The organism is Micromonospora costi (genome assembly GCF_003626655.1).
In the GTDB taxonomy this organism is placed as follows: Bacteria; Actinomycetota; Actinomycetes; order Mycobacteriales; family Micromonosporaceae; genus Micromonospora; species Micromonospora costi.
On the sequence record NZ_RBAN01000001.1, the window covers coordinates 770,589 to 791,354 of the forward strand.

A 20,766-nucleotide genomic window follows, 5' to 3' on the forward strand; every position below is an offset into this window, starting at 1 on the left:
CGGCGCGGGCGGGTCCCGCCGACCGGCGGGACCCGCCGGTCCGCGGGGCCCCGGCCCGCGCCGCCGCCTGTCAGCGGGACGCGAGCGCCTCCTCCGCGTACGCCCAGAGCCGGTCCGCCGCGGCCGGGTCCACCGCGTGCGCGGCCACCCCGACCGTGGGCTCCGGGCCGTCGGCCACCTCCTGGTCCTGGTTGTCCGAGAAGTACCGTCCGGTGACCCCCTCGACCAGCGGCGACGCGGCCAGCAGCACCGACGTCGCCGCGCCCTGGGCCGGCGTCTTGTAGTAGGGCAGGTCGATCCGGTTGCCCGCCTCGTCCAACACCCCGAACGCGCGCAGGGTCTCGTCGGTCATGTGCCGCTGGAGGTTGGTGTGGATGTAGCCGGGGTTGAGCGCGTTGGCGGTGATGCCGTCGCCGGCCCAACGCCGGGCGATGCCCACGGCGAGCAGGATGTCCGCGCTCTTCGACCGGCCGTACGCCGACCACGGCTCGTACGGCTGCCGCGCGAACTGCGGGTCGTCGAAGTCGAACGGCTCCCGCAGGTGCGCCCCGGAGCTGACGATCACCACGCGGGCCGAACCGGCGGCGCGCAGGTTGTCGTGCAGGCCCCGGACGAGCGCGAAGTGGCCGAGGTAGTTGGTGCCGAGCTGAAGTTCCCAGCCCTGCGGGGTGAGCTGCCGAGTCGGGACCGCCATGATCCCGGCGTTGGCGACGAGCGCGTGCAGCGGCCCCTGCCAGGCCGTGACGAAGGCGTCGACGGAGGCCAGGTCGGCCAGGTCGAGCGCGGCCGCCCGGACGACGCCGGGGCCCGGCCCGGCGAACTCGGCCACCAGGCCGTCGGCCTTCGACGGGTCGCGGGTGGCGACGGTGACGTCGGCCCCGGCCCGGGCCAGCGCGCGAACGGTCTCGGTGCCGATGCCGGACGCGCCGCCGGTGACGATCATCCGGCGGCCGGTGAGGTCGACGCCGTCGAGGATCTCGGCGGCGGTGGTGCGGGCGGTGAACGGGGTGGTCAGCCGTGGTGTCTCGGTGGTCATGGCAACCACGCTACGAACGATGTCCCGGACTGGCTGTAGTCTAGGATCCACAACTCTTTAGCGAGCGTCCAGGAGGACGGTGCGTGGATCCCTTGGAGGACGTGCTCGCGCTGGTCGGCGCGACCAGCCGCCTGTCCGCCGCGCTGGCGGCCGGGGGGCGCTGGGCGGTCCGCTTCGACCCGCCGACCGGCGTCAAGTTCAACGCCGTACGGCGGGGCAGCTGCCTGCTGCGGGTCGACGGCGTGCCCGAGCCGGTGCCCCTCGCCGAGGGTGACTGTTACCTGCTGACCCGTCCCCTGCCGTTCACCCTGGCCAGCGACCCGGACACCCCGCCCGAGCCGGCCGCGCCGATCTTCTGGGAGGCCGTCGACGGCGTGGCCCGCGCCGGCGACGGCGACGACGTGTTCCTCATCGGCGGCGCCTTCACCTTCACCGGGCGCGCCCGGGCCCTGCTCCTCGACGCCCTGCCGCCGGTCGTCCACGTGCCCGCCGCCACCCCGGAGGCCGCGACGGTGCGCTGGGCGGTCGGCGAGATCGACACCGAGCTGCGGGCCGCGTCGCCCGGCGGCACGCTGGTCGCCGAGCACCTCGCAATGGTCATGCTCATCCGGATCCTGCGCCTGCATCTCGCCCGGACCGGCGGCGCCGGGTGGCTCGCCGGCCTGGCCGACCCGGTGGTCGCCCCGGCGCTGCGGGCCATGCACGCCCACCCCGCCCAGCCCTGGACCGTCGCGGAGCTGGCCCGGGTCGCCGCGGTCTCCCGCTCCACGCTGGCCGCGCGGTTCCGGGAGGTCGTCGGTCGGGGCCCGTTGGAGTACCTCACCGGCTGGCGGATCGAACTGGCCGCCGACCGGATCCGCCGCAGCGACGAGACCCTGGCCAGCGTCGCCCGCGCGGTCGGCTACGGCTCGGAGAGCGCGCTCAGCGTGGCTTTCAAGCGCACCACCGGCCTGTCGCCGCGTGCCTACCGCGGCCGGGCCGACGCCGTCGGCTGATCCCGCGCCCGGCCGCCGGCGTTCGTCGTCCGGTGGTGACGCGGGCCGGGCGAGGCCGCGCGGTGGGCCGCCCCCGTCGGTCGGCCCACCACCCGCCACCGCAGGGACGGCGCCCCCGCGACCGCGGCAGGGGTCAGGCCGCCGCGGCGGCGAGCAGGGCGGCCTCCCGGGCCGGGTCCAGGCCGACCGGGGCCCGCGCCGGGCGGCCCGCGCGCGGCGGCACGCCGCCCACGTCCCGCAACCACCGCCAGGTGTCCTCGACCGTCCCGGTCACCGGCCGGCAGGTCAGCCCCTCGGCGTACGCGCGCTCGACGTCGCGCTCCTGCAACCACCGGTACTCGTGCCCGAGCGGTATCCAGATCGGCAGGTCGTTCCACGGCGTCACCCCGGCGGCGAGCAGCGGCTCCGGCGGCGTCCAGCACAGCCGGGCGGTCGATCCGGTCGCCGCCACGCACGCGTCCAGCACTCCGCCCATGGTGGCGTGGCCGGTCCGGCTCACCACGTTGTACGCGCCGCCGAGCCCCCGCCCGCCCGCGTCGAGCAGCCAGCTCGCCAGGTCGCGCACGTCGACGTACTGCACGGGCAGGTCGGCCGGGCCGGGTGCCAGCACGTCCCCGCCGCGGGCGATCCGCGTGAGCCACCACGGCAGCCGGCCGATGTCCTCGCCCGGCCCGAGGATCAGCCCGGCCCGGGCCAGCAGCGCCCGCTCGCCGAACACCGCGCGGACGGCCCGCTCGGCGCCCGCCTTGTTGCGCGGGTAGTCGCCGTCCCCGTCGTCGGCGGCGGCCTCGACGACGGGCGCGTCCTCGGCCGAGCCCGGCTCGACCGGTTCGGCGTACACCGACCCGCTGGACACGTAGACGTAGTGACCCACCGAGTCGGCGAGCGCGCGCGCCGCGTCGAGGGCCGCGCGCGGCGCGCCGTCCCAGGTGTCGACCACGAGGTCCCACTCTCCGCCGGCCAGCGCGTCGAGGCCGCCGGGCGCCGTCCGGTCACCCCGCAGCCGGCGTACGCCCTCCGGGGTGCCGCCGTGCAGCCCCCTGTTGAACACCGTCACCGACCAGCCGCGGCGCACCGCCTCGGCCACCGTGGTTCCGCCGACGAATCCCGTACCGCCCAGCACCAGCAGTCTCATGCGCTCCACTGTGCCGGTCGGGTCGCCCCGGACCGGTCGATGTTCACGGTCAGCGGATCTGCCCAGGGCAGAACTCTCGGGTCACTTCTTCTTCGCCACCACCTCGCGCCAGAGAAGGCCGAGGATGCGGGGCCGGACGTCGGTGGTGATCACGGCCATCGCGCGGCGCACGAACCGGTCGTCGGTCAACTGGGCCACCATGCTCGCCGCCAGGTCGGACCGGGCCGTGAACAGCCCGTCGGCCACGTCCTCCGCGGCGCGGTAACGGGTCACGCTGTGGTGATCGAAGAGGCCGGACGGCCGGGCGATCGTCCAGTCGAGACCGCTGTCCCGGACGACGGCCTCCATGCGGCGCATGTCCTCGTGCGCGGTGCGACCGAACCTCCGGTTCACCAACGGATCCATGACGGTGTTGAAGAAGAACTCGCCGGTCGGACGCCACCTCGGATCCAGGACGCTGGAGCTGACCGTGACCAGCCGTTTCACACCGTGCCGATGCATCGCGGCGACGATGGTGGCGTTGCCCCGTGAATAGACGGTGATCGGCCGGGGTGAGAGCGGTACGCCCAGGCTCGCCAGGACGGCGTCGCTGCCGGCCACCGCCCGGTCGACGGCGTCGGCGTCGAGGGCGTCGGCGGTGACCACGGTGAGGCCGGGGCGGGGCGCGACGGCGCCGGGGCGCCGAGTGACGGCGACGACCTCGTGGCCGGCGGCCAGGGCCTGCTCGGTGACCTGGCGGCCGGTGGGGCCGGTGGCGCCGAAGACGACGGTACGCATGTCCTGTACTCCTTCTCGCGGTTCGTGACGTTGACGGTGCCGCGGACGGAGCACAGAATTCAACTGTGCTGAATAAGACGCGGGGTCGTCCCCGCGGCAACCCCGACACGAAGGCACGCCTCGTCGAAGCGGCCCGGGCACTCTTCCTCGCACACGGCTACCAGGGCACGACGGTCCGCGCGATCGCCGGCCGGGCGGGCGTCGACTCGGCCCTCATCACCTACCACTTCGGCTCCAAACGCGGCCTATTCGGGCAGGCGCTGAACCTGTTCTGCGTCGACCCCGCCGCCCTCGACCAGGCCCTGCGCGGCGATCCGGCCGGCCTCGCCGACCGGCTCCTCAACGCCGTCACGACACTGTGGGACGCCACGGCGCCCACCGAGAACCGGATGGCGTTGCAGGACGACGACGCGATGCGCGCCCTGCGCGGCTACCTGGAAAGTGAGCTGGTCGTCCGCATCGCTGAATTTCTCGGCGGTCCGGACGCGACCGAGCGGGCCACGGCGGCCGTCGGCGTACTCGGCGGCGTGATCTTCACCCGCTACCTGAACCCGGTCCGCCCCGTGGCCGCCCTGCCCTCGGCCGAGGTGCGGCGCGTCTTCGGGCCGGCCCTGCGCGCCGCCCTGCACACCCGGGCCGCGCGGCGACCCGGCGTCCGGCCATCTATCGACTAGCTGACTGTACGGCGTACACCGATTACCCACCGCATACGCTGCGACCAGCCTGGGCGTCCCGACCAGGCAATTCCCACCACCGACAGCCCGTCCCCACCCCTCCGGGCTGCCCGCGCGAATGAGGTTCGCATGAGCACACCGGTGTACACCGCCGAGTCCCGTGGGGGCTGGCGACGACGTCTCACGGGGATACCCATCGTTCCGGTTCTCGTCAGCGCGATGCTGCCCGTCCTCGTGCTGAGCAGCCCGGCGGCAGCGGCCGATCTCAACATGACGGTCCGCGTGACCGTCGAACGCGTCGAGGGCCACGACTTCGGGGAGGACCCCGACTTCTACAGCTACGTCGAGATCGCCGGCGAGTCGTTCAACAACGAGGACACCCCGGCGAGCGACCCGTTCGAGGACACCTACACCATCGAGCCGAACTGGGAGTTCTCCAAGCAGGTCGCCCTGTCCAGCGGCACCGTCCCCATCTACCTGGAGATCCGCGACGAGGACGGCTTCCTGCGCTTCGACGACGACCTCGCCGACCTCGACCCCGACGGAGACGACCCGGACGACCCGACCGACAACGACGACGACACCGACCAGTCGCTCAGCTTCACGCTCGACCTCAACGCCTGCACCGTGACCGGCGACCTGAACGGCGCCTGCGGCGTGTTCACCAGCACCGGCACGCCGGACGAGTCGGCCTCCGTCCGCCTGCGGGTCGAGGTCACCGAACCGCCGGCCGCGCCCGGCATCCGGATCCGCTGCATGCACACGCCGCTCTTCCCGAAGGTCGGCGACACCGTCACCATCACCGCGGAGTTCCTCGACGGCGCCCTCGCCCCGACCCGCGCCGACACGCTGGAGATCTGGGTCAACGAGCGCGGCGGCCCGAAGGTGGCCACGAGCAACTCGCTCACCCTGACGTACAACCACACCGTCTCCGGCGGCGGCAGCTTCAGCTACGGGTGCCGCGGCATCGACGGCGGCGTCCCCATCTTCACGGGGTGGCGGTCGGTGGCGGTGACGTCCGGAGCCGGCGACGAGGTGCCGGTGCTCTACACCGGCAGCACCTACAGCCGGGTCGACTGGGTGTTCGTGGGCGACGCCGACGACTACAGCGGCGCCAGCGACCCGCAGTTCCAGGCGGACGTCCAGCAGATCATCTACAACTCGTTCTACAGCTACGACCGGTTCCTCGTACATCAGGACGCGTTGAACTTCTGGCTCCAGGTGGGCACCGGCCAGGCGGATCCGGCCGAGGACGGCTGCGACCACGTGGTGCCCGACTCCGGGTGGGCCGACAGCGTCATGGTGGTGCACGTCGACTCGTTCCGGGACTGTGCCATGGGCGGCTCGAACGTCTTCTCGGGCGAGAACAACGACTTCGCCGTCGTACGCCACGAGTCGGGGCACCGCCCGTTCGGGCTCGCCGACGAGTACTGCTGCGACGGCGGCTACTACCAGCAGGACGTCTTCCCGAACGTCTATGAGGAGCCCGAGGACTGCGCCGAGGACGCCCCGAACCTGGGCCGGACCGCCGCGGACTGCCGGGAGTTCGAAGAGGAGATCGAGAACTGGGACGACTTCGACTGGTCGGTCTCCGACCCGGCCTCGAACGACCTGATGGTGGACAACACCACCGCCCAGGCGGCGGACATCAGACGCATCGAGTGGTACTTCGCCGAGTGCCGCGGCGCGAAGTGCTGAGGGGAGAAGGACGATGCGCATGACACCGAACCGACGCCGCCTCGCGTGGTGGCTGCTCCCCCTCGCCGTCGGCGGGGCCCTGTGGGCCGGCGGCCCGGCGCTCTCCGAGCCGGGCAACGACCCGGCGCTCGAACCGATCCCCGACTTCGTCGCCGACGCGGCGGCCGACGAGACCAAGTCGATCGTCGTACGGGTAGCGTTCAACGGCCGCCCCAACGCGACCGTCACCGACGTCGAGGTGGTCGACGAACGCGCGCCCTCGCACCTCGGCGCACCGCCCCTGTCCAAGGTGGACGTTCTCGGCGAGACCGGCGACCTGATCCAGACCTTCCACGACTGGCACCCCATGTGGGAGCTGGGCGAGGACGTCGCGGGAGGCGAGACCCGCCGGCTCAACCCGCAGGCGAAGGGACGCTGGATCGCCCCGTTCGACCGGGACGCGACCACCATCGTCGTCACGGACATCGCCGCCGAGGACGAGATCGTACGGGCCGACCTCACCGACGCCATCCACGAGTTCTGCCTCGCCCACCCCGACGACGAGGACTGCCTCCGGGCGGACCTCGCGGTCGAGGCGGTCGGCGTGACCACCGCTCCCCCGATCGGCCTCGTCGGCCAGGAGGCGACGATCGCGGTCACCACCGTCGTCACGAACAACGGCCCCGACGGGCCGGCGGACGCCGGGCTCACCACAACCGCGGTGGCCGGCCCGGGCCTCACGGTCACACCGGCCTCGCAGACGGCCACCCTGACCGGCGTCGCCGTGGGCGCCGACGTCACCGACACCGACCAGTGGACCGTACGGTGCGACGCACCCGGCCTGCGGACCGTCACCTTCACCTCGACGGTGGCGACCGTCCACGCGGCCGACGTCGACCTGGTGCCGGGGAACAACACCCGCTCCACCACCCACACCGTCGACTGCGCGGTCCCGGTGACCGTCAACATCAAACCCGGAGGCGACCCGAACAGCATCAACCTGGGCGCCGGCGGCGACACCGTGCCCCTGGCGGTGCTGACGACGGCAGCGGGTGAGTACGGCAACCCGCTCGCCTTCGACGCCACGACGATCGTCGCGACGACGGCCCGCTTCGGTGACCGGGCGGTGGTGCTCGGCGGCGGTGGTGGCGCGGAGACGCACGGCCGGCGGCACGACGAACGCAGCTACGAGCTGGACGAGCGCACCCGGGACGCCGACCTCGACGCGGTGCTGCACTTCCGCGCCAGCGAGGGCGGCTTCACACCCGACGACACGGAGGGCTGCCTCGTCGGCACATTCACCACCGCGGCCGGCAGCTTCAGCTTCTTCGGGTGCGGGCCGGTCCGGATCGTGCCCTGACGTCCGCGACAGAAAAGCCGTGGCCCTCCCGTCGGGAGGGCCACGGCCGTTCCGGCGGTCTCCCGCGAGAACGGCCGCCGACCTGCTCGGATACCTGGTGGGCGATACTGGGTTTGAACCAGTGACCTCTTCCGTGTCAAGGAAGCGCGCTCCCACTGCGCCAATCGCCCGTGGTGACCGCCCGGGGCCCGGATCGTCGGGCATCCACCGGGGCGGATCGCGAGCGGACGACGGGACTCGAACCCGCGACCCTCACCTTGGCAAGGTGATGCGCTACCAACTGCGCTACGTCCGCACACCGCCAGCGTGCGCCGGCGACGGGTGAACTCTACCCGATGCCAAGATCGCCCGGTGCGGGACCCGGCGGCCGCAGGGTTGCGCCACGACGCGGCTGGGTACAGAGGTCCCTCGACAGCGCACCACACGGAGGACAAGGAGGCTGTCGTGGGTATCGGAACGAGCATCTTCCTGATCGCGGTCGGCGCGATCCTCACCTTCGCGCTCAACGCGAACCTCGGCGGGCTCGACCTCGACGTCGTGGGCTGGATCCTGATGGCGGTCGGCGTGCTCGGCCTCATCATGACGACGCTCATCTGGGGCCGTCGCCGTCGCGAGGTGGTCACCACGGGCGAGCCGGTCGAATACCGCCGGGTCGAGGAGCCGGTGGAGTACCGCCGGGTCGAGGAGCGCCGGGACGTCGCCCCGCCGCTGTGACACCACGCACGGCAGCCGGGCGGCGAAGCTGACCGGTCGCGCGTCCCCGCGCGGCCACGGGCCGGCCACCTCACCCGAGGTGGCCGGCCCGCTTCCGCTCCCGCGTCAGCCCATCAGCGCGTTGAGCGTCCCGTAGTCCATCGCGTCCGCCAGCGCCCGGTAGGTCCCGGCGCCGAACGCCTCGTCGGCGGCCCGCCGGGCCACCGTGTACGCGGCCTCGGCCACCGCCGAGCCGAGACTCACCCGGGCCACCCCCAGCGCGGCCAGCTCGGACACCGTCGGGGCGCCCGGCCCCGCCATGACGTTCAGCGGCGCCGGTACGCGCTCGACCAGGGTCCGGACGGCCGCCGGGTCGACCGCTCCGGGCACGAAGACGCCGTCCGCGCCGGCCGCCACGTACGCGGTCGCCCGGGTCACGGTCTCGTCGACACCGCCCGCGCCGGTCAGGAACGTGTCGATCCGGGCGTTCAGGAAGAGCGGCACCCCGGCCGCGTCGGCCGCCGCCCGCGCCGCGGCGATGCGGGCGCACTGGTCGGTTACGTCCCGCAGCGGCGCCCCGGCGTCACGCGCGGCGTCCTCCACGTTCACGCCGACGGCTCCGGCGGCGATCACCGCGCGGATCGTCTCGGCGACCTCCGCCGGCGTGGCGCCGTACCCGGACTCGACGTCCGCGCTCACCGGCTGCGACACCGAGGCGGCGACGCGGCGCACGAGGTCGACGGCCGCGTCGCGGCCGAGGGTGTCCCCGTCGGGGGCGCCCAGGCTCCAGGAGACACCCGCGCTGGTGGTGGCCACCGCGCGGGCCCCGGCGGCCGCCACGATCCGGGCGCTAGCGGCGTCCCAGGCGTTGACGAGGACCAGCGGCGTCCCGGGGACGTGCAGGGATCGGAAGAGTTCGGCTCGGGTGTTCTGTTCGCTCACGCGGCAAGTCTCGGGCCCCACCCGCCGCGGCAGTACTGTTTCAGTCTCAGCTGAATCCACCGGGGGTACGCATGGTCGCCATCGGCCTGTCGGCGGGCGCCGTGGCCCGCATCCGGTTCGCCGTCTCCTGCCTGTGGGAGGTCGCGGCGAGCATCCGGGTCCTGCGCGACACCGGCGACCACGCCGTCCACCTGCCGTGGGCACGCCGCGTGCGCCCACGGCTGGCCGAGGCCGGGTTGGTCGGCCCGGACGGCGGCCTGCTCTGGCACCTCGTCCCGGCACCGCCCGGCTACCTCCCGGACTTCCTCACCCCACCGCCCGCGGGCCTCAACCCGGACCTGGCCGCCGAGCTGGCCGTCCTGCGCGCCACCCCGCCCGACACCGTCCGCGCGCACCTGGACCTCTACCCGGGCGGGCGGGGCCCCGCCGTCGCCGCCCTGCACGCCGACCCGGAGGCCGGGCTCCGGCGGCTGGCCGCGGAGATCGAGGCGTACTGGCGGATCGCCCTCGCACCCGACTGGCCGCGGATCCGGCTGCTGCTCGACGCCGACATCGCGGCCCGCGGCCGCCATCTCGCCGAGGACGGCGCCGCCGGCCTGCTCAACGGCCTGCACCAGCAGGTCCGCTGGGAGGACGACACGCTGCTGATCGCCCAGCGGCACTGCCTCGCACCGGACGTGCCGGACGGCCCCGGCCTCGTGCTCGTCCCGTCGGTCTTCGTGTGGCCGTCCGTGCTGAGCATCTCCGCCGGGGACGCGCCGCAGCTCGCCTATCCGGCCCGCGGGATCGGCGCGCTCTGGGAACAACCCGCCGGCGTACCGGACGCGCTGGCCGCGGTGATCGGCCGCGGCCGGGCCCGGCTACTCGCCGAGCTGGGGGCACCGCTGAGCACCACCGAGCTGGCCCGGCGCACCGGCATGTCGGCCGGCGGGGTGTCCCAGCACCTCACCGCGCTACGCGCCGCCGGGCTGGTGGTGACGCACCGGCGGGGCCGGTCGCTGCTCAGCGCCCGGACCGACGTCGCCGACGCGCTGCTCTCCGCCGCCCGCTGAAGCCGGCCGCGGGGCTCAGCGCTCCGTGACCGGGAGGATGGTGCGGCTGCGGCCGGGTCTCGGGTACGCCTCGGCGGCCGCGGCCAGCCGCGCCGCGTGGTCCCGCTGCCTCTGCCAGTGCCCGTAGAGCGCGCCGCGCTGCGAGAGCCGGTCCACCTCGCTGATCGTCTCCGGGGCGACGTCGCCCGGCGGCGCGTCCCGCCAGGGCGTACCGGGCAGGGGCATGAAGGTGTGCGCGTGGATGCGGGCGCCGAGGTCGGCGAGTTCCCGGGCGAGCCCGAGGGAGGCGTCCACGTCGGCCTGGTTCTCGCCCGGCATGCCGAAGATCATGTCGACGTTGATCCGGAAGCCCTCCTCGACGCCGAGCCGCACCGCGCGTCGCACCTCCTCGACGCCGTGCCCGCGCTTGGCCGCGTCGAGCACCCGGTCCGAGCCGGACTGCGCGCCCACGATGATGTTGTTGTTCGCGCAGTACCGCTTGACCAGCCGCAGCGCCTCCCGGGAGACGTGCTCGGGACGGATCTCGCTGGGGAACGAGCCGAAGAAGACCCGGCCGTTCGGGCCGATCCCCTCCCGGCACGTGGCCAGCAGCTCCTCCACCGCGTCGAGGTTCGGTTCGTCGTCCTGACTGCCGTAGGACAGGGCCGTGGGGGTGATGAACCGGACGTCCCGCAGGCCCCGCCGGCGCATGGCGTCGACGTGCCACCGGACGTTCGCCACACTGCGGTGCCGGAACTTCGCGGAGAACATGAACGGGGTCTGGCAGAACCGGCACGAGAAGACGCAGCCGCGGGTGATCTCCAACGCGTTGAACCGGTCCCACCGCAGGGAGAAGCCACGGAAGTCGTCCAGCGGCCGCCGCGGCGGGCGACCCGTCCGGACGAGCGCCCCGGTCGCGTCGCGGTAGGCGAGCCCGGGGATGCCGGCCGGGTCCCCCGCGGCGTCGACGAGGCGCAGCAGGGTGGTCTCGCCCTCTCCCACCGCCGCCACGTCCCAGCCGGCGTCCAGCGTCCGCACCGGCTCGGCGGTCGCGTGCACCCCTCCCGCGACGTGCGTGACGTTCGGGGCGTCGGCCAGGGCGCGGATCTGTGCCAGTTCCCCGGCCAGCGCGTCCGCGTCCGGCGAGTAGAAGGACCAGAGCACCAGCACCCGTGCCGCCGACGCATCGAGGGCCGCCCGGACGTGCGCCGCGGTCGCCTCCGGCGTCTCGCCGAACCGCACCTCGTACCGGGTGCCCGTCTCGTGCTGTTCGAGGGCGCCGAGCAGGACGTGGAAGCCGTACGTCACCGCCTTGCGGTAACGCAGCACCAGGACCAGATCGGGAGCGGCCATGGCGGCGATTGTGCCAGGCGGTCCGGGCCGCCCGGGGTGCCCGGAACCGGCGGTACGGGTCAGGACTGGCGGATGGCCTCGCCGGCGATCTCGATGCGTACGTTCTTGCCGACCAGGACGCCGCCACCCTCCAGCGCGACGTTCCAGAGCAGGCCGTAGTCCTCCCGCTCGATCTCGGCCGTCGCCGTGAACCCGAAGATGTCCTGCCCCGAGGGGTCGCGGCGGGCGCCGCCGAACTCCACCTGGAGATCCACCGGTCGGGTGATGTCCTTGATCGTCAGCTCCCCGTTCAGCACGAACCGGCCCGAGGTCCGGGTCTGCCGCGGCGACTCGACCCCGCGGCGCGACAGCCGGTTGCTGCTGCGCAGCCGGGCCCAGTAGAAGATGGGGTCGGTCTCGGCCTGCTGGACCAGGCCCGTGCTGCGGTATTCGAGGGTCGGGTAGCGCTCCACGTCGAGGAAGTCGGGGCTGCGCAGGTGGACGTCACGGTCGTGGTGCGCGGTCACGATGCTCGCCGCCCGGATGGTGGCCGTCACCGACGAGCGCACGGGATCCTCGGCCACCACGATCTGGGCGTCGGCCTCGGTGAACTCGCCGCGCACCGGGCTGACCATCATGTGCCGGCCCACGAAACCGATCCGCTTGTGCGCCTGGTCGAGCGTGTATGTGCCGGCGGCCGGGATCGTCATGCCGTCCCACTCCCGCGTGGCCGGACCCGTCATCGTTTTTGTGCCCTCCCCGTGAGCGTTCGGCGGGCCGCCATGGTGTTCTCACCGTCGTTTACGGAAGAACCGCGGACACTGCCCCGGGCTCAGAATAAAGCGCGCCGAGATGGCCCCACTGCCCGCGGGAACGACGACGTCGCGCGGATCGCGGCGGGCGTGAGACCTGGGCGGAACCAGGTCCTACGGTGCCGGGTCGCGGCGATTTCGGTGTGACCAAAGGGAATCCGCCGCTTCCTCGGCCCGGCTACGACCGAGCGGTATCGATCTCGCTGGAATGGTTGCCGCCCGGGAAGCGGACCGGGCCGTGAAGAATCTCACGGCAACCGCGACACCACGAATTGATGAGCTTCTCAAAAACAAATACGACGACCCACGCGAATCGCAAAACGTCGTATTTCGTGATGTCGCCACCGACGGTCCCGCCGCCGCAACAGATCGCAGGGAAAACGACGAAGGCCCGTCACCAGTCTCCTGGTGGCGGGCCCGTCAGCTGCCGCTTTCTGGTGGGCGATACTGGGTTTGAACCAGTGACCTCTTCCGTGTCAAGGAAGCGCGCTCCCACTGCGCCAATCGCCCGGGTCTGTGTTGTCTTGCCGAGGTGGGGACGGGATTTGAACCCGCGTACACGGCTTTGCAGGCCGTTGCCTCGCCTCTCGGCCACCCCACCGAGGTTGCCCCCGTCATGCGTGGCGGCAGCTCCGAGCGGACGACGGGACTCGAACCCGCGACCCTCACCTTGGCAAGGTGATGCGCTACCAACTGCGCTACGTCCGCATGTCACCGGCGTTCCCCGGTGACGGATGAGAACTCTAGCCGAGCCGGTGAACGGTTGCCAACTCGGGGTGCCCTGTCGGCGCGTCCCTGTCCCGTTCCGACCGGTTCCCGGAGGCGCCCGGCGAGTGATCGACTCGGGTTGCGGGATCTCGCGGTGTCCGGGTGGGGTCTACACCGCGAGATCCAGGAAGTGGAGTCGATCATGCGCTAGGGCAGGGGGTCGGGCACCACACCCGCCGGAGCTTCCTAGGAGCCTGGCCTGAACGGGTGCCGGGACTCACGTCCGGAGTCGCCACACCGGCCGGAACACCGGGAAGTGTCCGGCTTCCGACTGTCCGTCGGCCCAGTCAGGGCTCGACCGTAACTGCCCGTGTTCGTCCCCATGGGTTACGGTAACGGGCGTGACGAGACGTGCGGCCGAGATCCGCCTGGATGCCCTGCTGCGCACCGCCTGTGACGTGATCGCGGAACGCGGTCTGGCCAACACCCGGACGGCCGACGTCGCCCAGGCCGCGGGAGTGAGCCAGGCACTGGTCTTCTACCACTTCGCCACGAAGGAACGGCTGGTCGCCATGGCCTTCGAGCATGCGGTGGAGCAGGATCTGGCCCGCCTCGACGCGGTGATCCGCTCCCCCGCGCCCCCGCTGACCAAGCTGCGGCGGATCCTGAAGCTCTACACCCCCGCTGGGCGCCCGACCTCCTGGTCCATGTGGATCGACGGCTGGTCCGAGTCCCTGCGTACGCCGGAGTTGGAGCGGGTCTCGCGCCGGCTGGACCTGCGCTGGCGGGAGGACCTGGCCTCGGTCATCGCCGACGGCGTGGCCGACGGCACGTTCGAGTGCGCCGACCCGGTCGGGGCCGCCTGGCGGATCAGCGCCGTGATGGACGGGCTCGCCGTGCAGCTCGCGGTGCACGACCGCGTGATCTCGCGACGGCAGTTCACCGAGTGGGTACGCCTCGTCACCGCCCGGGAGCTGGGCGTGGACCCGGCCGTCCTGGACTGACCGAGCCGGTATCGAGCCCGGGGGAGCCGAGCCCGGACCCGACCGTACCCGACTGACCGGCGGGTCGGTCGAGCCGGCGGCGGACCACACGAGACGCCGGCCGGGTCCGACTCCTTTACCGGACCAACGGACACCGGATCGACGGACGCTGGACCGAGGGACACCGGCCTGAAAGGACCGACACTCTGCTTCGGGCCTTGCCGGCGTCTATTTCCCCTGGTATCCACAGATGCGCATGCATCACGATGCTGCGCGGGCCGGCGGAGCGCCGGCCGATCCGCTCCCACGAGGAGGTCCTGTGCCACACCCGAGGTGGTCACTCTCGATGAGCCGGCGCCGAGGCCGGCTCATCCCCGTCCTGGCGGCAACCGCGGTGGTCGCCGCGCTGCTGCCCACCGGTGTCAGCGCCGCGGCACCGGCCGGCGACCCGTCGGCGGAGCGCCGCTCCGGCCCGTTCGCCGAGGGGCAGCACGAGCACGCCGACGTCGACAACCGCGCCGGCAGCGCCGCGCCGGACGCCCGCCAGCGCGGGCTCGCCCGCAAGGCCGACCCGGACGTGCGGTGGAACAAGCTGGGCACGCCGCACGCGCTCGGCCCCGGCGACGCACCGCTCGCGGCCGGCCTGCCCGCCGACCCCGAGGCCGCGGCCCGCGCGTACCTCTCCGCCAACCGGGATCTCTTCGGCCTGGACGCCGACGCGGTCGCCGCCATGGAGCGGATCCTGGTCCGCCCGATCGGCAGCGGCGCGGTGGTCACCCTCCGGCAGCGCTTCGGCGACCTGCCGGCCGGTCACGACGGCCTGGTCACCCTCGCCGTCAGCGGCGGCACGGTCCTCTCGGTCAGCTCGTCACTGTCCCGGGACTCCGCGGCGCCGGCGCCGGCCACCCTCACCGAGGAGCAGGCGTACGAGGCCGCGCTCGCCGACGCCGGGCTGGACGCCTCGGCGGTGGCCAGCCACAGCGTGCGGAAGGTCGGCGTGCCGACCCCGCTGGAGGGACCGCGCAGCGCGTACGAGGTGACGCTCATCGGGGCGAGCACCGACCATCCGGCGGCGTTCACCACGTACGTCGACGGGATCACCGGTCAGGTGCTGGTCCGTGAGGACCTCGTCGACTTCGACTCGGACAACCCGAGCTGGGCGGTCTTCCCGGCCACCCCGCCACGTGACCTGGGCCCCGGGCAGGACCCGCGGGTCCGCTGGTGCGGCGACCCCGCGCCGAACTGCGTGGCCGCCTTCCGTGACCCGGCCAGCGGCAACGCGTGGGACGTCGACGCGGCCACCGACACGCCGACGTTCAGCTCCCGCGGCAACTCCGCCAACACCGTCGTGTCCTGGGGCGCCGGCTCGCCGATGGTGCCCGCCACCACGAGCCCGGAGCGCCGCTACGAGTACCCGTTCACCGACCAGTGGCACCAGGCGAAGTGCAACCCGTCCGTCTTCACCTCGGCGCAGCGCAACGACGCGGACGCGGCGATCGGCAACCTCTTCGCCATGCACAACCGGATGCACGACTGGGCGTACCACCTGGGCTTCACCGAGTCGGCGTGGAACCTCCAGGCCGTCAACCTGACCCCGAACGGCCTGGGCAACGACGCCGAGCAGGGCCGCGCCCAGCAGGGCGCGCTGAGCGGCAACCGCAACAACGCCAACCAGGGCACGCCACGCGACGGCCTGCCGCCGACCACCAACATGTACCTGTGGCAGCCGCAGGCCGGCGGGCCGTACCCGCCGTGCGTCGACGGCGACTACGACATGACGGTGATCGGGCACGAGTACACCCACGCCATCAGCAACCGGATGATCGCCGGCCCGGACAGCGGGATCGGCGGCCACCAGGGCGGCTCGATGGGTGAGTCGTGGAGCGACCTGCTCGCCACCGAGTACCTGTTCCAGCACGGTCTCCGCGCGCCGGGCGAGACGCCGTTCATCGTGGGCGGCTACGTCACCGGCAACCTGGTGAGCGGCATCCGCAACTACGACCTCAGCCGCAGCCCGCTGAACTACTCCGACGTCGGCTACAACACCGGCGGCCCGGCCGTGCACGCCGACGGGGAGATCTGGGGAGCCACCAACTACCGCGTCCGCTCCGCCTTCGTGAAGCGGTACGGTCTCGGCACGCCGCAGCGGCAGCTGGAGTGCGCGCAGGGCAAGGTGGCCGCCGACGAGTGCCCGGGCAACCGGCGCTGGTCGCAGCTGGTCTTCGACTCGTTCCTGCTCCAGGCCGCGAGCCAGGTGAGCATGCTCGACATGCGCGACAACATGCTCACCGCCGACCAGCTCCGCTTCGGCGGGGCGAACCAGGACCTGATCTGGGCCGAGTTCGCCCGTTCGGGCATGGGCCGGGACGCCGTCACCAACGGCGCGTCCGACACCGACCCGACGCCGAGCTTCGCGTCGCCGCGCGGCGGCAACGCCACGTTCACGCTGCGGCCGAAGGGTGACAGCGCCGAGGCGCCGATCCGGCTCTACGTCGGTGAGTACGAGGCGCGGGCCACCCCGATCGCCGACACCGACCCGGCGACCCCGCTGCCGGACACCGTCGAGATGGTGGCCGGCACGTACGACCTGCTGGCCGTGGCGCCCGGCTTCGGGCACCAGCGGCTCAGCGTGGTGGCGAAGGCGGGTCACGACGGCTACATCGATCTGCGGATGAGCCGCAACCTGGCGTCGACGGCGTCCGGTGCCACGATCAGCGGCGACGGCGTCAACCTGGACCGGATCGCCGACGACACCGAGGCCACGAACTGGGCCTCGCTGGACGGGGTGGCCGGCAAGCAGGTCACCGTGGCGCTGCCGGGCGACGCGCCGCAGGTGGTGAAGCGCGTGAACGTGAGCGCCATGCTGCGGCCGGCGATCAGCGGCGACGCCGACACCGGCAGCCAGAACGCGCTCAGCTCGCTGCGGTCGTTCGCGGTGCTGGCCTGCAACGCGAAGACCACCGACTGCGCTAACCCGGCGCACTTCCAGCGCATCTACACGAGCGCGGACGACGCGTTCCCGGGCGGGGCCTACCGGGCGTACACCCGGGACATCAACCTGCGCGAGTTCCAGGTGCCCACCACCCTCGCCACGCACCTGCGGCTGGTGGTGCTGGACAGCCAGTGCACGGGCGGGCCGGCGTACGCCGGTGAGCAGGACGACGACCCGAACACCACGACCGACTGCGCGACCGCCAGCCCGGCGCGCAACCAGGTCCGGATCGCCGAGTTCCAGGCGTTCTCGAAGTGACCGGTGCCGGGGCCGGCGCCACGTGGCGCCGGCCCCGGTCCGGGCCGGTCCCCGCCGGGCCGGGCCACCCGGCCGGGCCCCGGTCCTACCGCCGGGCCGGTCGCCGCCAGGCCGACCCGCCCGGCGGGCCCCAGAGCCGGTCGTCCGGGGCCGACCGATCCTCGTCGGGCCGGTCGGCCCGTACGAGGTGCCGCATGCGCAGCAGCAGGCTCAGCCCGAGCGAGACGAGCAGCCCGCCGAGCAGGAACGCGGCCTGCACCGCGCCGAAGCCACCCGAGCGGGACACCGGGCGGCCCGCATCCGCCACCGGCGCCTCCGCGATCGGCTCGCCGGCCGGCGTGACCTCCTCCTCGACCTCCCCGGCTCCCGGGTCGTCCGGTTCGGTCGCCGTACCGGTCGGTTCCGGCGTGGCCCGTGTCGGCTCCGGCCGGGGCGACGCCGCCCGCACCCCGACCACGGTCCGGGTCGCGGACTGCCGGGCCAGCAGCCGCAGCCGCGCGTCGTACGCCTCGGCGGCGAGCGTGACCCGGCCCCGCGTCACGTCCTCGGCGAACGCGAGCCGGTAGCGGGCGGTCACCGTACGGTCCGGGCAAAGGGTGCCCGGGTCGAACTGGCGGTCGGTCAGCCGGGCCACCTCGCCGTCGGTCCGCACCTCCAGCGGGAAGGACCCGCTCTCCTCCACCCGGTCGAGCCTCACCTGGTCCAGCCGGATGCCCTCCACCCGGAGCACCAGCGACCACCGCACCTTCACGCAACCGCCCGTCGCGTCGGTGCGCGACACCACCGCGGAGACCGTCCGCACCTCGTCGCCCGCCGTGAACCGCTCGGGCAGGCCGCTCAGCCGGGTCGTGAAGGCGGCCTGCGCCGGCGCAGCCAGGGCGAGGACCGCCCCGGTCAGGCAGGCGAGCACCACCCCGCACCGCAGCGCGTACCGCCGCACCGTCATCACCACGACCTCCTCGTCCCTACCGGAACGCTAGGAGCGGGTACGCGGCCCGGCCAGACGGGCGTTGTGGCACCGGCCGCCAAGGATGACCCCGGTTATCACCCACCGTGCTGAACCGGTCACCACTCCCCCGCGACACGCCGTCCACGACGGCCGGGAGAGAATCGGCCGGTGTCCGAGCTCACCACCACCTTCGTCCGGCTGCACGCCCGGCTCGCCCCGGTGGCCTTCGTCCCCGAGGTGCGGCTGCACCAGGCGGACGAGCCGATCGGGCTCTGGGAGCTGACCGAGGGTGAGTTCCACTCCGACCGGCCACCGCCGTTCTGGGCGTTCGCCTGGGCCGGCGGGCAGGCTCTGGCGCGCTATGTGACCGACCACCCCGAGCTGGTCGCCGGTCGCCGGGTGCTCGACCTGGCCTCCGGCTCCGGGTTGGTCGCCATCGCGGCCGCGCGGGCCGGTGCGGCCGCCGTCCGCGCCGTCGAGGTCGACGAGCTCGCGGTGGCCGCGGTGGCGCTGAACGCCGAGGCCAACGGCGTACGCGTCGACGCCGAGTTCGGCGACATCCTCGACGGCGACGCCGGGGGCGCCGAGGTGGTGCTCGCCGGTGACGTGTTCTACAGCGAGGCGATGGCCCGGCGGATGCTCCGGTTCCTGCTCCGCGCCGCCCGTGCCGGCGCGCGGGTGCTCGTGGGTGACCCCGGCCGGGCGTTCCTGCCGAGGGACCGCTTCGACGAGCTGGCCGTGTACGACGTGCCGGTGCCGCCGGCGCTGGAGACCGTGCGGGTGAAGCGCACCACCGTGTGGCAGCTGCGCCCGGGCCTGCCGAAGGCCGCCGACTAGCGTGTCGGCGTGCTGTTCCGCAGCTGGGCGCAGGTCGCCGAACCTGGTTGGCCGGACGTGGCCCGCGTGGCGGACCACGTCGGTGTGACGCACCTGGTGGTCACCCGGCACGCGCTGGTCCGGCAGGTGCTCACCGATCCGGTCACGTACCGGCCGGACAACGCGCTGGACGCGGTCACCCCGATGCCGGTCCACGCGCTGCGGGTGCTCGCCGGGCACCGGTTCCGGCTCCCGCCGACGCTGGCCAACAACGCGGGCGCGAGCCACCCGGAGATCCGGGCCATCGTCGCCGAGGCGCTGCACCCGAGCCGGGTCGCCGCGCAGCGGCCCTGGCTCACCGGGCTGGTCCGGGAGCGGGTCGCCCGGCTGAGCGCGGCCCTGGACGCCGGCGCGCCCGTCGACCTCTACGCGGATCTCGCCGCCGACCTGCCGCTGCTCGTCCTGGCCCGGCTGGTCGAGCTGCCGGACGCGCCGGTCGGCGCGGTGAAGGCGTTCGCGCGGGCCGCGCTGGAGCTGTTCTGGGCGCCGCTGGACGCCGACCGGCAGCTCGCGCTCGCCGCCGAGGTGGGCCGGTTCCACGGTGTGCTGCGCGACTTCGCGGGCACCGGCGGCGGCCTGGCCGCCGCCCTGCGCGCGGCCGGGCACCCGCCGGACGTGGTGGTCGGCGCGCTCTTCTTCCTGCTGGTGGCCGGGCAGGAGACGACCTCACAGTTCCTCACCCTGCTGCTGCACCGCCTGGCCGGCGAACCGGCGGTACGGGCCGGGCTGCGCGGCGGGGACGTGCCGGTGGCGGACGTCGTGGAGGAGGGCCTGCGGCTGGAGCCGCCGATCGTCACCTGGCGCCGCGTGGCGGCGGTGGACAGCACGCTGGACGGGACGCCGGTGCCGGCCGGGACGAGTCTCGTGCTCTGGCTGGCCCGGGCCGGCCGCGACCCGGACGTCGTCGCGTTCCCCGACGAGTTCCGCCCCGGCCAGCGCGGGTCCCGCCGGCACGTGGCCTTCGGCGCGGGCGCGCACCGCTGCGTCGGCGACGTGCTGGCGCGGATGGAGGCCGCCGTGGTGGTCGCCGAGGCCGCACCGCTGCTGGACGGGGTGGAGGTGGTACGTGCACCGTGGTGCCCGGACAACCTCACCTTCCGCATGCCCGACGCGTTCGTCGTCCGCCGCGCCGAGCCGGCCACGGCTCCGTTCCCGCGGCAGCCGGAGCCAGCGGCCGACCGGCAGGACGACGCCGTCCGACCGCCTGTCGAGCTGCCCCATATGTGAGACCACGCTGAGGAGCGGGCCAAGGGCCAGCGCCGGGTCATCCCTGAGGGACCAGCCCACTTCGTCCCTGCGGGACCAGCCCACTTCGTCCCCCACGGGAACAGCCGCCACCCCGAGAACCCCGGCCACCGGCTTCCTGCCTACCTCCGCCCCAGATCTGGGGCAGCTCGACAGCATCCTCAGAGGCACTCGACCGCAGAGCCCGCCCGCGCACTCCCGGCCGCCCCACACCGCCCGCCGCCCCACCGCGGGACTGACGAAAGTCAGGGTGCGCCGGTGCCGTTCGGGCACGGCGGGACGGCCTCCCGC

17 protein-coding genes, 5 tRNA genes and 1 pseudogene are annotated in these 20,766 nt (G+C 73.6%); 11 read left to right on the top strand and 12 right to left on the bottom strand.

The window, feature by feature from the left end; all coding sequences use genetic code 11:
• Window positions 1-70 precede the first annotated feature (70 nt).
• On the bottom strand, window positions 71-1,036 hold the full coding sequence (locus D7193_RS03475) for an SDR family NAD(P)-dependent oxidoreductase (protein WP_120777904.1): 966 nt from the start codon (window positions 1,034-1,036) through the stop codon (window positions 71-73).
• Window positions 1,037-1,119: 83 nt separating this feature from the next.
• On the opposite strand from D7193_RS03475, the gene D7193_RS03480 reads away from it, so the two are divergent.
• Window positions 1,120-2,031 (top strand): AraC family transcriptional regulator, encoded by a 912-nt coding sequence (locus D7193_RS03480; RefSeq protein WP_120777905.1) that lies wholly within the window; start codon window positions 1,120-1,122, stop codon window positions 2,029-2,031.
• A 133-nt stretch (window positions 2,032-2,164) separates the two neighbouring features.
• On the opposite strand, the gene D7193_RS03485 is transcribed toward D7193_RS03480, so the two are convergent.
• Both D7193_RS03485 and D7193_RS03490 read right to left on the bottom strand, forming a co-directional pair.
• The gene (locus D7193_RS03485) at window positions 2,165-3,166 is read right to left on the bottom strand and encodes an NAD-dependent epimerase/dehydratase family protein (protein ID WP_120777906.1); all 1,002 of its coding nucleotides are present in this window, start codon (window positions 3,164-3,166) and stop codon (window positions 2,165-2,167) included.
• A gap of 81 nt (window positions 3,167-3,247) precedes the next feature.
• Window positions 3,248-3,943 (bottom strand): NAD(P)-dependent oxidoreductase, encoded by a 696-nt coding sequence (locus tag D7193_RS03490; protein ID WP_120777907.1) that lies wholly within the window; start codon window positions 3,941-3,943, stop codon window positions 3,248-3,250.
• 65 nt (window positions 3,944-4,008) lie between these two features.
• On the opposite strand from D7193_RS03490, the gene D7193_RS03495 reads away from it, so the two are divergent.
• From D7193_RS03495 to D7193_RS03505, 3 genes are all read left to right on the top strand, one after another.
• Entirely contained in the window at window positions 4,009-4,617 is a 609-nt protein-coding gene (locus D7193_RS03495; RefSeq protein ID WP_120777908.1) for a TetR/AcrR family transcriptional regulator, read from the top strand.
• Between the two features lie 129 nt (window positions 4,618-4,746).
• Window positions 4,747-6,315, top strand: a complete 1,569-nt coding sequence (locus D7193_RS03500; RefSeq protein WP_147434323.1) for a hypothetical protein — start codon at window positions 4,747-4,749, stop codon at window positions 6,313-6,315.
• Window positions 6,316-6,334: 19 nt separating this feature from the next.
• Window positions 6,335-7,654, top strand: coding sequence for a hypothetical protein (locus tag D7193_RS03505; RefSeq protein WP_120777910.1), 1,320 nt, complete (start codon window positions 6,335-6,337; stop codon window positions 7,652-7,654).
• Window positions 7,655-7,749: 95 nt separating this feature from the next.
• On the opposite strand, the gene D7193_RS03510 is transcribed toward D7193_RS03505, so the two are convergent.
• Both D7193_RS03510 and D7193_RS03515 read right to left on the bottom strand, forming a co-directional pair.
• Window positions 7,750-7,824 (bottom strand) — tRNA-Val (locus tag D7193_RS03510).
• Between the two features lie 52 nt (window positions 7,825-7,876).
• Window positions 7,877-7,949, bottom strand: a tRNA-Gly gene (locus tag D7193_RS03515).
• 149 nt (window positions 7,950-8,098) lie between these two features.
• On the opposite strand from D7193_RS03515, the gene D7193_RS03520 reads away from it, so the two are divergent.
• On the top strand, window positions 8,099-8,368 hold the full coding sequence (locus tag D7193_RS03520; RefSeq protein WP_120777911.1) for a DUF6458 family protein: 270 nt from the start codon (window positions 8,099-8,101) through the stop codon (window positions 8,366-8,368).
• A gap of 105 nt (window positions 8,369-8,473) precedes the next feature.
• Here the strand turns inward: D7193_RS03520 and D7193_RS03525 are convergent, their stop codons facing one another.
• Window positions 8,474-9,289 carry an isocitrate lyase/PEP mutase family protein gene (locus D7193_RS03525; RefSeq protein WP_120777912.1) on the bottom strand — a complete coding sequence of 272 codons (816 nt, stop codon included), beginning with the start codon at window positions 9,287-9,289 and terminating at the stop codon, window positions 8,474-8,476.
• 71 nt (window positions 9,290-9,360) lie between these two features.
• Between D7193_RS03525 and D7193_RS03530 the strand changes: the two genes are divergently transcribed.
• Entirely contained in the window at window positions 9,361-10,341 is a 981-nt protein-coding gene (locus D7193_RS03530) for a helix-turn-helix domain-containing protein (RefSeq protein WP_120777913.1), read from the top strand.
• A 15-nt stretch (window positions 10,342-10,356) separates the two neighbouring features.
• Here the strand turns inward: D7193_RS03530 and D7193_RS03535 are convergent, their stop codons facing one another.
• Complete coding sequence (locus tag D7193_RS03535) at window positions 10,357-11,673, bottom strand: TIGR04013 family B12-binding domain/radical SAM domain-containing protein (protein ID WP_120777914.1); 1,317 nt, start codon at window positions 11,671-11,673, stop codon at window positions 10,357-10,359.
• Between the two features lie 59 nt (window positions 11,674-11,732).
• Window positions 11,733-12,395 (bottom strand): YceI family protein, encoded by a 663-nt coding sequence (locus tag D7193_RS03540; RefSeq protein ID WP_120777915.1) that lies wholly within the window; start codon window positions 12,393-12,395, stop codon window positions 11,733-11,735.
• Window positions 12,396-12,702: 307 nt separating this feature from the next.
• Between D7193_RS03540 and D7193_RS33170 the strand changes: the two genes are divergently transcribed.
• The gene (locus D7193_RS33170; protein WP_147434324.1) at window positions 12,703-12,921 is read left to right on the top strand and encodes a hypothetical protein; all 219 of its coding nucleotides are present in this window, start codon (window positions 12,703-12,705) and stop codon (window positions 12,919-12,921) included.
• Here D7193_RS33170 and D7193_RS03545 read toward each other — a convergent pair.
• The 3 genes from D7193_RS03545 to D7193_RS03555 all read right to left on the bottom strand — a co-directional run bounded on the left by D7193_RS03545 (window position 12,900) and on the right by D7193_RS03555 (window position 13,172).
• Window positions 12,900-12,974: transfer RNA gene (locus D7193_RS03545), tRNA-Val, on the bottom strand. The genes D7193_RS33170 and D7193_RS03545 overlap by 22 nt on opposite strands.
• A 20-nt stretch (window positions 12,975-12,994) precedes the next feature.
• A tRNA-Cys gene (locus D7193_RS03550) sits at window positions 12,995-13,065 on the bottom strand.
• Between the two features lie 34 nt (window positions 13,066-13,099).
• Window positions 13,100-13,172 (bottom strand) — tRNA-Gly (locus D7193_RS03555).
• 401 nt (window positions 13,173-13,573) lie between these two features.
• Here D7193_RS03555 and D7193_RS03560 point away from each other — a divergent pair.
• Window positions 13,574-14,176 (top strand): TetR/AcrR family transcriptional regulator, encoded by a 603-nt coding sequence (locus D7193_RS03560; RefSeq protein ID WP_120777916.1) that lies wholly within the window; start codon window positions 13,574-13,576, stop codon window positions 14,174-14,176.
• Between the two features lie 325 nt (window positions 14,177-14,501).
• A complete protein-coding gene (locus D7193_RS03565; protein ID WP_241562805.1) occupies window positions 14,502-17,405 on the top strand; it encodes a M36 family metallopeptidase in 2,904 nt (967 codons plus the stop codon).
• Between the two features lie 85 nt (window positions 17,406-17,490).
• Here D7193_RS03565 and D7193_RS03570 read toward each other — a convergent pair whose 3' ends face one another.
• Entirely contained in the window at window positions 17,491-18,351 is an 861-nt protein-coding gene (locus D7193_RS03570; RefSeq protein WP_187356243.1) for a hypothetical protein, read from the bottom strand.
• A 171-nt stretch (window positions 18,352-18,522) separates the two neighbouring features.
• Here D7193_RS03570 and D7193_RS03575 point away from each other — a divergent pair, with 171 nt between their 5' ends.
• Together D7193_RS03575 and D7193_RS03580 are read left to right on the top strand one after the other, a co-directional pair.
• Window positions 18,523-19,191 carry a class I SAM-dependent methyltransferase gene (locus tag D7193_RS03575; RefSeq protein WP_120777918.1) on the top strand — a complete coding sequence of 223 codons (669 nt, stop codon included), beginning with the start codon at window positions 18,523-18,525 and terminating at the stop codon, window positions 19,189-19,191.
• Between the two features lies 1 nt (window position 19,192).
• A pseudogene (locus D7193_RS03580) lies at window positions 19,193-20,358 on the top strand (cytochrome P450); the annotation flags it as partial.
• Window positions 20,359-20,766 lie beyond the last annotated feature (408 nt).

Bases quoted from the DNA above. Each gene is read 5' to 3' on its own strand.
- D7193_RS03475 (WP_120777904.1), bottom strand. From the start codon at position 1,036: ATGACCACCGAGACACCACGGCTGACCACCCCGTTCACCGCCCGCACC.
- D7193_RS03485 (WP_120777906.1), bottom strand. From the start codon at position 3,166: ATGAGACTGCTGGTGCTGGGCGGTACGGGATTCGTCGGCGGAACCACG.
- D7193_RS03490 (WP_120777907.1), bottom strand. From the start codon at position 3,943: ATGCGTACCGTCGTCTTCGGCGCCACCGGCCCCACCGGCCGCCAGGTC.
- D7193_RS03500 (WP_147434323.1), top strand. From the start codon at position 4,747: ATGAGCACACCGGTGTACACCGCCGAGTCCCGTGGGGGCTGGCGACGA.
- D7193_RS03505 (WP_120777910.1), top strand. From the start codon at position 6,335: ATGACACCGAACCGACGCCGCCTCGCGTGGTGGCTGCTCCCCCTCGCC.
- D7193_RS03530 (WP_120777913.1), top strand. From the start codon at position 9,361: ATGGTCGCCATCGGCCTGTCGGCGGGCGCCGTGGCCCGCATCCGGTTC.
- D7193_RS03535 (WP_120777914.1), bottom strand. From the start codon at position 11,673: ATGGCCGCTCCCGATCTGGTCCTGGTGCTGCGTTACCGCAAGGCGGTG.
- D7193_RS03540 (WP_120777915.1), bottom strand. From the start codon at position 12,395: ATGACGGGTCCGGCCACGCGGGAGTGGGACGGCATGACGATCCCGGCC.
- D7193_RS03565 (WP_241562805.1), top strand. From the start codon at position 14,502: ATGAGCCGGCGCCGAGGCCGGCTCATCCCCGTCCTGGCGGCAACCGCG.
- D7193_RS03570 (WP_187356243.1), bottom strand. From the start codon at position 18,351: ATGACGGTGCGGCGGTACGCGCTGCGGTGCGGGGTGGTGCTCGCCTGC.